Raw genomic sequence first — 9572 nt, 5'->3', positions numbered from 1 at the left:
CGGCGCCGACACCCTCGACACCGACACCATCCGCAGCATGGACGAACTACGCGCCGACGCCCTCGTCACCGCCCTCCTCGGCCACCCCAGCACCGACACCGACGCAGGCAGGGGCGCCGGGGCGGGCGGGGTCGCGGGTGCGGGTCACCGCCCGCCGGCCACCCAGATCCGCCCCACCATCACCGTGCTCGCACCCCCCGGCCCCGACGGCGAACCCGAGGTCTACCTCCCCCGAGGCGGCCCGGCCACCATCGACGCCCTCATCGAACTACTCACCCGCAGCACCGGCGCCACCATCACCGTGCCCGACACCGCACCCGGCGCCGCAGACACCCCCCACCACGCCCACCGCTACCGCATCAGCGCCGACCTGGCCCACCGCATCCGCCTACGCGACGGCACCTGCCGCCACCCCGGCTGCTCCGTCCCCGCCGACGCCTGCGACATCGACCACGTCCGCCCCTTCAACCACACAGACCCCACCGCCGGCGGCCCGACCCTCGAGAACAACCTCGCCGCCATGTGCCGCAACCACCACCGCTTCAAGACCTTCCACAACTGGCACTACCAACTCGCCCCCGACGGCACCCTGACCATCACCACCGACACCGGACACACCCTCACCACCCACCCCGACGGACCCCTCGCACGCTGGCGCCACCACACCACCGACACCGACATCAGGGCTGCGACCGACACCAGGGCCGGGGCCGACACCGGCGCCGACATCCCACCCCCACGCCGACCCTGGCTCAACCCCCGACCACAAAGCACCCACTGGTACCGACGCGCCCTACGCCTGGCCGCCGAACGCAAAGCCAACACCATGGCCCCACCACCAGACACCCCACCCGACCACCACCACGACCCCGATCCACCACCCTTCTGACCGGCGCGCGGCGAGCCCGGGCCGACACCCTGGTGGCGACAGCACAAAGGCCCGGTGTCGCAGCGTGCGACACCGGGCCCCGGTGGAAGACGGTCAGACGGTCAGTGCTTCTCGCGACCCCAGTGGTACTCGAACACCAGGCCGCAGGCGGTGATGACCAGCGCGACGGCGCCGCCGATGAGCACCCACCAGTTCCAGAAGGCCGCACCGTAGCCGATGATGAAGACCGAGAAGGCCACCAGGACGGGCCAGTAGCTGTGCGGGCTGAAGAAGCCCAGCTCGCCGGCACCGTCGGAGACCTCGGCCTCCTCGAAGTCCTCGGGCAGGGTGCTGATGCGCCGCGCCACGAAGCGGAGGTAACCACCGATCAGCAGGCTCAGGCCGGCCGAGAGCACGAAGGCCGTGGCGCCGACCCACTCGACGCCCGTCCGAGACGTACCGGTGAGGTAGGCGTACGCGATACCCATGACGGCCAGGAAGATAAACAGGGCGTCGAAAATTCGTACTGTTGCGTTCATCGTTCAGGAATCCTTCGCGTGATACCGGGAGAACCGTCAGTTGCCCGACGCGGTCTCGATGATGTTGTTCTGGTCACGGGTATCGCTGCGTCCGGTCTTGAACGGTGCGGTGGAGGTCGAGTACGGGTCCTGGCCGATCGACTCCAGTGCCTCCGCGTTGGACGCGGTCGGGTTGTCCTGACGGAACTGGATGTACTGGGCGAAGGCCTCCGGCGATACCGCGCGCAGCTCGAAGTTCATCATCGCGTGGTAGACACCGCACATCTCGGCACAGCGTCCGACGAACGCACCCTCGCGATCGATCTCCTCGATCTGGAACATGCTCAACTGCTGGTTCTTGCCCGGGTGCGGCATGACGTCGAGCTTGTAGATGAACTCGGGGATCCAGAACGAATGGACCACGTCGGCCGACGCGAGGCGGAACTCGATGCGCGTGTCGGTCGGCAGAACCAGGACCGGAACCTCTTCGGAGGTACCGACGGTCTCGATGTTGTTGTAGTGGAGGTACGACTTGTCCTCGGCGAGACGACCGTGGATCGGGCCGCCGGCCGCCGGCTCACCGTGGTGACCCAGGGCCTCACGGACCTCGTCGGAGAGCACACCGGCCTCCTCGGCCGCGCGCTGCGCCTCGACGTTGGTGCCGTCCTCGATGCTGGCCCCGGCGACGTCGACCTTGTTGTAGCCGAACTTCCAGTTCCACTGGTAGGCGGTGACGTCGACCTTGACGCCGACCTCCTCCTGCGGACGGAGATCGAGCACCTTGTTCTGCGTGACCACGGTGAAGTAGAAGAGCACGGAGATGATCACGAACGGCGCAGCCGTGTAGATCAGCTCCAGGGGCACGTTGTACGCGGTCTGGCGCGGGAACTCGCCGTCGTCGTTCTTCCGCTTGCGGTGGAACGCCATCGACCAGAAGATCAGGCCCCACACGAAGAAGCCGACGATGAGCGACGTGATGACTGTGCCCGTCCAGAACTCGCGGATCGCGACGCCCTCCGGGGTGATCCCGGTCGGGAAGCCGAAGTTCATCGTCTGGTTCCACCACTTGTTGTCGGTGTGGAGGCTACAACCGGACAACAGCAAGCCCAATGTGCCGAGAGACATCGCGAGTGTCGCCCTGCGCGTCCGACGACGCCCGTCACGCTGTTCCACCATCACGCCTTCCTGATCAGCGGCACCGACCACGTGGCCGGGACACCTTAAAAGAGTAGACCACGGCTCTCAGAATGGAAGCCGCGGGTCCGGCAATTCACCCGCCCGCTCCCCCACGCCGTCGGCGGGGGGCCGGAGGGGTTCCGCCGACCAGTAGTATTCGATCGCGTCGCGGCCCGCTCGGGCGGGTCACCGCTGACGCCCCGACGACGATGGACGAGGTACCCGACGCATGTGTGGCCTGCTTGGTCTGATCACCCCCGACGGCTCCGCCCGTACCCACGAGGCGCGGGTCCTCGGCGCCATGGGGTGCCAGCGCCACCGCGGCCCCGACGAGGTGGGCACCTGGGTCGACGGCGACATGGCCTTCGGGTTCAACCGCCTGTCGATCATCGACATCGCGCACTCTCACCAGCCGCTCCGCTGGGGTCCGCCCGAGCAGCCGGACCGTTACGCGCTGGTGTTCAACGGGGAGATCTACAACTACCTCGAACTCCGCGAGGAGCTGCAGCGCGAGCACGGTGCCGTGTTCGCCACCGAGGGTGACGGCGAGCCGATCGTCGTGGCGTTCCACCACTGGGGCCCCTCGGCCGTCCGCCGGCTCCGCGGAATGTTCGCCTTCGCGATCTGGGACACCGTCGAGCGTTCGCTGTTCGTCGCCCGGGATCCCTTCGGCATCAAGCCCCTGTACATGGCGACCGGACCCGGCGGAACCGTGTTCGCGAGCGAGAAGAAGTCGGTCACCGAACTGATCGACCTCGTCGTCGTCGACACCTCCCTCGACACCCGCGCCCTCCAGCACTACGTCACCCTCCAGTACGTCCCGGAGGACGAGACCCTCACCCGGGGCGTCCGGCGCCTGGAGTCGGGATGCCATGCCACGGTCACCCCCGGCACCGAGCCCGTGATCCAGCGCTACTTCGAGCCCACGTTCCCCGTCGTGCCCGTCGCCGACGGCGACGCCGAGCGCCGCTACGACGAGATCGCCGCCGCACTCGAGGACTCGGTCGCCAAGCACATGCGCGCCGACGTCACCGTCGGCTCGTTCCTCTCGGGGGGCATCGACTCCACCGCCATCGCCGCCCTCGCGCGACGCCACAACGAGAACCTCCTGACGTTCACCACCGGTTTCGAGCGCGAGGGGTACTCGGAGATCGACGTCGCCGCCGAGTCGGCCGCCGCGATCGGCGTGGAGCACATCGTCAAGGTGGTCTCGCCCGAGGAGTTCGCCGCCGCGATCCCCGAGATCATCTGGTACCTCGACGAACCGGTGGCCGACCCGGCGTTGGTCCCGCTGTACTTCGTCGCCCGCGAGGCGCGCAAGCACGTCAAGGTCGTCCTCTCGGGTGAGGGCGCGGACGAACTGTTCGGCGGCTACACCATCTATAAGGAGCCCCTGTCGCTGGCGCCGTTCGAGAAGGTCCCCGGTGGGATCCGTCGTGCGCTGGGCCGACTCAGCACCCGGATCCCGGAGGGCACCCGGGGCAAGAGCCTGCTGCACCGCGGCTCGATGAGCCTCGAGGACCGGTACTACGGCAACGCCCGCTCCTTCTCCGACGCGCAGGTGGAGGCGGTCCTCCGCGACTACCGACCGGAGTGGAGCCACCAGGACGTCACCGCGCCGATCTACGAGCGGTCCCGCGGATGGGACCCCGTCGCGAGGATGCAGCACCTGGACCTGTTCACGTGGCTGCGCGGCGACATCCTGGTCAAGGCCGACAAGGTCACCATGGCCAACTCCCTCGAGCTACGAGTGCCGTTCCTCGACCGTGAGGTCTACGAGGTCGCGTCGCGGCTCCCCCACACCGAGAAGGTCGCCCACGGCACCACCAAGTACGCACTGCGCAAGGCCCTCGAACGGATCGTTCCCGCCCACGTGCTGCACCGGAAGAAACTGGGATTCCCCGTCCCGACCCGTCACTGGCTGGCCGGGCCGGAGTTACACGACTGGGCACGCGAGCACGTGGCGGCGTCCGGCACCGACGAGTTCGTGGACAAGGCCGCGGTACTGCGGATGCTCGACGAGCACCGCCGCGGCGAGTCCGATCACAGTCGTCGCATCTGGACCATGCTGTGCTTCATGATCTGGCACGGCATCTTCGTCGAGGGCCGGATCACCCCGGACATCGAGCAGCGCGAGTACCCCGTCCGCCTCTAGCAGGAGGCGGCGGGACGGTCAGGCGGGAAGGAGCGCCGACAGTTCCTCGGCGGCCTCGTCCCCGTAGGCATCGACGAGCCGGCGGCGGGCGGCGGCCGGGTCGATGGTCCACTCCTGCGTGCCCGTGGTCTCCAGGACGTGGGTGGCGATGAGGGCTCCGAACTGGGCGGAACGCTCCAGCGACAACCCGTCCAGGACACCGGAGAGGAAGCCCGCCCGGAACGCGTCGCCGACCCCCGTGGGATCCAGCAGGTTGTCCGACGGGACGATCCCGACCTCGATGGGCTCCGCGCCCTGCTCGACGATCACGACGCCCTTCCCACCCCGGGTGGTGACGCGAGTGCCGACCTTGGCGTCCAGCTCCTCGGCCGACCACCCGGTCTTGTTGAGCAGCAGCTCGTACTCGTATTCGTTGGTGAACAGGTACCGCGCCCCGTCGACCAGCTCACCGGCCGCGTCCCCGTCGAGGAACGCGAGCTGCTGGGAGGGATCGGCGGCGAAGTCCAGACCGAGCTCGCGGCACTCCATCGTGTGGGAGTGCATCGCCGTGGGGTCGTTGGCCCCGATGAGCACGATGTCCGGACGGCCGATCCGCTCGGCCAGGCGAGCCAGCGAGATCGTCGCCGCCTCCCCCATCGCACCGGGGTAGAACGACGCGAGCTGCGCCATCTCCGAATCGGTCGTGCACACGAACCGCGCCGTGTGCAGCGCGGAGCTGATGTGGACCGCCGAGCAGTCGACACCGTGCCGCTCGAGCCAGTCGCGGTACTCGACGAAGTCCTCGCCCGCCGCCCCCACCAGATGGGGTCGCCGACCCAGGACGCCGAGCGCGAAGGCGATGTTGCCGCCGACCCCGCCCCGGCGGATCTGCAGCGAATCCACCAGGAAGCTCAGCGACACGTGCGCGAGCTGGTCCGGCAGCAACTGCTCGGAGAAGCGACCCGAGAAGGTCATGAGGTGGTCGGTGGCGATGGAACCTGTGATGACTACGGGCATGCCCCAGACAGTAGACGACCCGGACCGATCGGTGATCGGCCCGGGTCGCCCGGTCGTCAGTGCGACCGCGGCGTCAGTTGAACGAGTCGCCGCATGCGCAGGAGCCCGTGGCCTGCGGGTTGTCGATGGTGAAGCCCTGCTTCTCGATGCTGTCGACGAAGTCGATGGACGCACCGGTCAGGTACGGGACACTCATCCGGTCGACGGCGAGCTTGATGCCGCCGAAGTCGTCGACCACGTCACCGTCGAGCGAGCGGTCGTCGAAGAAGAGCTGGTAGCGCAGGCCCGCGCAGCCACCGGGCTGGACGGCGATGCGCAGCGAGAGGTCGTCACGACCCTCCTGGTCCAGCAGGGCCTTGGCCTTGGCGGCGGCTGCCTCGGTGAGCAGTACGCCGGTAGCGGTGTTCTCCGCAGTGGTCATGTCGGTTCTCCTTGCGATCGGAAGAGGGCTTCGGGGGCGTCGTGAAAGGTTCAACGCCCACCGGGGAGTCCTCTATTCCCCGGCACCCGTTCCCCCGCACACGATACGCCTGCTGTCGCCCATGGGTGAATGTCCGGCGCCGGTGTCGATCGCCTAGCCTGGGTGTGTGAAGTTGCGTGCATTCGGCTCCAGAGACGACGAGAGCGGCAAAGGCTCCCCCGCCCCCGAGGGGCGGCCCGCGTCCGCGGATGCGGCTGCCTCCGAGCCCTCCGGCGACCCGCGCCGCCCCGCGGGCAAGGGGAAGCCGACGCCCCGTCGTCGCGACCAGGAGCGCGCCCGCGGGGTGCGCCAGGGTCCGGTGACCGCGCCGGTCACCCGCAAAGAGGCCAAGGAGCGCAAGAAGGCCGCCCAGGCGACCATGACCAAGGACGAGCGTCGGGCCGCCAGGGCCGGCGAGCGCGCCGCGCGCGAGGAGCGCCGCCAGCTCATGATGGAGGGCGACGACCGTTACGTGCTCTCCCGTGACCGCGGAGAGGTCCGCCGGTTCGCGCGCGACTGGGTCGACACCCACCGGCGCCTCATCAACTGGTTCATGCCGCTCGCCCTGTTCGTGATCGTGTTCCAGCTCATCCCGAACCCGACCCTCATGGTCTACAGCCAGACCCTCTTCCTGGTGCTCATCATGGTCGTCGTCGTCGACGGCATCCTCCTCGGACGAACCGTGAACAAGGCGGTCCGCGAGAGGTTCCCGTCCACCGACGACACCGGTTTCGGCATGGGGTGGTACGCCGTCATGCGTGCGACGCAGCCCCGCATGCTCCGCACCCCCCGCCCCCGGGTCCGCCCGGGCGACGCCATCTGACCCGTCCAGAGCCACTGATCCCCGGAAGGGCCTGACCCCCCATGCGCCTGCTCGTCCTCGGTGGTATCCGCTCGGGCAAGTCCGCCCACGCCGAGTCGGTGGCCGCGGCCACCGACGACGACGTCGTGTACGTCGCCACGGCCCGGCGCGACCCCGGGGACGACGAGATGGCCGCGCGGATCGAGACACACCGCGAGCGCCGGCCCACCCGGTGGGTGACCGAGGAGACGGAGGACATCGTCCGGGTCCTCGCCGACCACCCGACATCGACGGTCCTCGTGGACGACCTCGGAGGCTGGTTGACGCGTCGGATGGACGCCACACTCGGGTGGACCGACGGGGGTGCCGCGGTCGCGGCGGACCTGGACGCCCTCGTCACCGCTGTCGCCGAGCACTCCGGCACCCTCGTCCTCGTCTCGCCCGAGGTCGGTCTGGGAGTCGTGCCGGACACGCTCTCCGGTCGGGTGTTCGCCGATGTGATCGGTTCGCTCAACCGGCGGCTGGCCGGGGTGTGCGACTCGGCGGTCCTCGTCGTCGCCGGTCGCCCCCTCCCCCTCGAGGCCGTGCACCCGACCGCCGGTGGCGCCACTCGCACCCCGGACGCCCGGACGGGGGCGGCCGCCGTGGCCACCGGTACGACGGTGGCCGCCGCCGGCGCGCCCGAGGCCGCGGCCGCGCCCCGGGACCTCGATACCGTCCCCCACGACTTCCCCGGCCTGGGCGACGTGTCGTACTACGACGACCCCGTCGCCTTCCCCCCGGTCCACCCGCCGTCCCACTCCGTCGCCGAGGAGGCCCGCGCCCGGCACCTCACGTTGACCAAGCCCGCCACGTCCCTCGGTCGGCTCGAGGAACTGAGCGTGTGGATCTCCTCGTGCCAGGAGGCGTGCCCACCCCGCCCGCTCGACCGCGCCAGGGTGGTGGTGTTCGCCGGTGACCACGGCGTCGCCGAACACGGGGTGTCCGCGTTCCCGCGCGAGGTCACGCTGCAGATGGCCGACAACATCGTCGGCGGCGGCGCGGCGGTGTCCGTCCTCGCCCGCATGGCCGGCGCCACGGTCCGGGTGGCCGACATGGCGATGTCGGCCGAGCGTCCCGGAGGGCTCGACGACCACAAAATCCGCCGCTCCAGCGGGTCGATCGACAGGGAGGACGCCCTGACCCCCGAGGAGGTGCGGGCCGCGATCGCCGCCGGTCGTCGCATCGCCGACGAGGAGGTCGACTCCGGGGCGGACCTGCTCATCGCGGGCGACCTCGGCATCGGCAACACCACGCCGGCCACCGTGCTGACGTGCCTCGTCACCGGTCGCGAGCCGGTCGAGTTGGTCGGCCGCGGAACCGGGATCGACGACGAGGGCTGGATGCGCAAGACGGCGGCGATCCGGGACGCGATGTTCCGGGCGTCCGGCGATCTGCGGGATCCCGTGGCCATGCTGCGCAAGGTCGGTGGTGCAGACCTCGCCGCGATGGCCGGATTCCTGGCCCAGGCGGCGATCCGGAAGACCCCGTGCCTGCTCGACGGATCGGTGGTCACCTCCGCCGCGCTCATGGCCGAGGCGATGGCACCCGGTTCCCGCCAGTGGTGGGCGGCCGGCCACCGCAGCGCGGAGCCCGCCCACACCGCCGCGCTGACGTACCTGTCCCTCGACCCGATCCTCGAACACTCGATGCGTCTGGGTGAGGGAAGCGGGGCCGTCGCCGCCCTGCCCGTCGTCCACAACGCCGTCGCGATCCTCACGCAGATGGCGACCTTCGCCGACGCCGGGGTCGCCGGCAAGGACTGACGAGCCGTGCTCGCCGCGGTCCGACTCGCGTTGTCGTGGATGACGGTGCTGCCCGTGGGGCGACCGGGTGTCCCCGACTCCGCGGCGGCCGGCCGGGCGATGACGGCGATGCCCGTCGTCGGCCTGGTGTGCGGCGTCGTCGCGACCGCACTGGCCCACGGTGTGCACGCGATGGGGGCCGGCGCGCTGCTGTCCGGGGTGATCGGGGTGGCGGCCGTTCTGGCCCTCACCCGCGGGATGCACGTGGACGCGCTGGCCGACACCGCGGACGGACTCGGGTCGTACGCCGGCCCGGATCGCGCACTGGAGATCATGCGGTCCGGGTCCGTCGGGCCGATGGGGGCCGCCGTCCTGGTGTTGGTTCTGCTCGCCGAGGTGGCAGCGTTGGGCACCCTGGTCGACTCGGGGGCCTGGCTCGCCCCGGTCGCCGCCGTCGTCCTCTCGCGGTGCCTACCGGCCGTCCTGCTGCGCCGGGGCGTCCCCGCGGCGTCGCCGACCGGCTTCGGCGCGCTCGTCGCCGGCTCCCAGTCCCGCGTCGCCGTGGTGGTGACCGGACTGGTGTGTGCGGCCGCGGGCGCCGCGCTGGCGGGGTCAGGGTGGTCCGCCGCCACGTGGTGGGCCCCCGCGGCCGGCGCCGTGGCGGGCGTCGCCGCCTACGCCGCCGCGGCGGGCTTCGGCCGACGCGCCGTCCGCCGGCTCGGCGGGATCAGCGGGGACGTCCTCGGAGCGGTGATCGAGACGGGCACCGCCGCCGCGCTGGTGGCGGCGGTGCTCCTGCTCTGACGGGGCGCG

Annotated in this window: 9 protein-coding genes; 5 read left to right on the top strand and 4 right to left on the bottom strand. The window is 70.5% G+C overall.

Features of this window, described 5'->3' with window-relative positions; all coding sequences use genetic code 11:
* A partial coding sequence (locus tag AC3DEV_RS10470; RefSeq protein WP_488372053.1) for an HNH endonuclease signature motif containing protein occupies positions 1 to 889 on the top strand: 889 nt, incomplete at its 5' end.
* 101 nt (positions 890 to 990) lie between these two features.
* Here the strand turns inward: AC3DEV_RS10470 and AC3DEV_RS10465 are convergent.
* A complete protein-coding gene (locus AC3DEV_RS10465; RefSeq protein ID WP_067714151.1) occupies positions 991 to 1407 on the bottom strand; it encodes a cytochrome c oxidase subunit 4 in 417 nt (138 codons plus the stop codon).
* Positions 1408 to 1443: 36 nt separating this feature from the next.
* Positions 1444 to 2511 carry an aa3-type cytochrome oxidase subunit II gene (gene ctaC, locus AC3DEV_RS10460; protein WP_120285919.1) on the bottom strand — a complete coding sequence of 356 codons (1068 nt, stop codon included), beginning with the start codon at positions 2509 to 2511 and terminating at the stop codon, positions 1444 to 1446.
* A 280-nt stretch (positions 2512 to 2791) separates the two neighbouring features.
* On the opposite strand from ctaC, the gene asnB reads away from it, so the two are divergent.
* Positions 2792 to 4717, top strand: a complete 1926-nt coding sequence (gene asnB / locus AC3DEV_RS10455; RefSeq protein ID WP_067714154.1) for an asparagine synthase (glutamine-hydrolyzing) — start codon at positions 2792 to 2794, stop codon at positions 4715 to 4717.
* An 18-nt stretch (positions 4718 to 4735) separates the two neighbouring features.
* Here asnB and AC3DEV_RS10450 read toward each other — a convergent pair whose 3' ends face one another.
* Both AC3DEV_RS10450 and AC3DEV_RS10445 read right to left on the bottom strand, forming a co-directional pair.
* On the bottom strand, positions 4736 to 5713 hold the full coding sequence (locus AC3DEV_RS10450; RefSeq protein WP_120285790.1) for a carbohydrate kinase family protein: 978 nt from the start codon (positions 5711 to 5713) through the stop codon (positions 4736 to 4738).
* A gap of 73 nt (positions 5714 to 5786) precedes the next feature.
* On the bottom strand, positions 5787 to 6134 hold the full coding sequence (locus tag AC3DEV_RS10445; protein ID WP_067714160.1) for a HesB/IscA family protein: 348 nt from the start codon (positions 6132 to 6134) through the stop codon (positions 5787 to 5789).
* A gap of 166 nt (positions 6135 to 6300) precedes the next feature.
* Here AC3DEV_RS10445 and AC3DEV_RS10440 point away from each other — a divergent pair, with 166 nt between their 5' ends.
* From AC3DEV_RS10440 to AC3DEV_RS10430, 3 genes are read left to right on the top strand one after another with little or no spacing between them, the layout of a single operon-like run.
* Complete coding sequence (locus tag AC3DEV_RS10440) at positions 6301 to 6996, top strand: DUF3043 domain-containing protein (protein WP_067714163.1); 696 nt, start codon at positions 6301 to 6303, stop codon at positions 6994 to 6996.
* 41 nt (positions 6997 to 7037) lie between these two features.
* Positions 7038 to 8780, top strand: coding sequence for a nicotinate-nucleotide--dimethylbenzimidazole phosphoribosyltransferase (gene cobT, locus AC3DEV_RS10435; protein ID WP_488372052.1), 1743 nt, complete (start codon positions 7038 to 7040; stop codon positions 8778 to 8780).
* Positions 8781 to 8786: 6 nt separating this feature from the next.
* Positions 8787 to 9563, top strand: a complete 777-nt coding sequence (locus tag AC3DEV_RS10430; protein WP_488372051.1) for an adenosylcobinamide-GDP ribazoletransferase — start codon at positions 8787 to 8789, stop codon at positions 9561 to 9563.
* The last annotated feature ends 9 nt before the right edge of the window (positions 9564 to 9572 follow it).

This window comes from Dietzia sp. IBK-p2-15D, from assembly GCF_057773105.1.
Note: the sequence above shows the minus strand (reverse complement) of the source record. Positions and strands in the feature narration are given on the sequence as shown.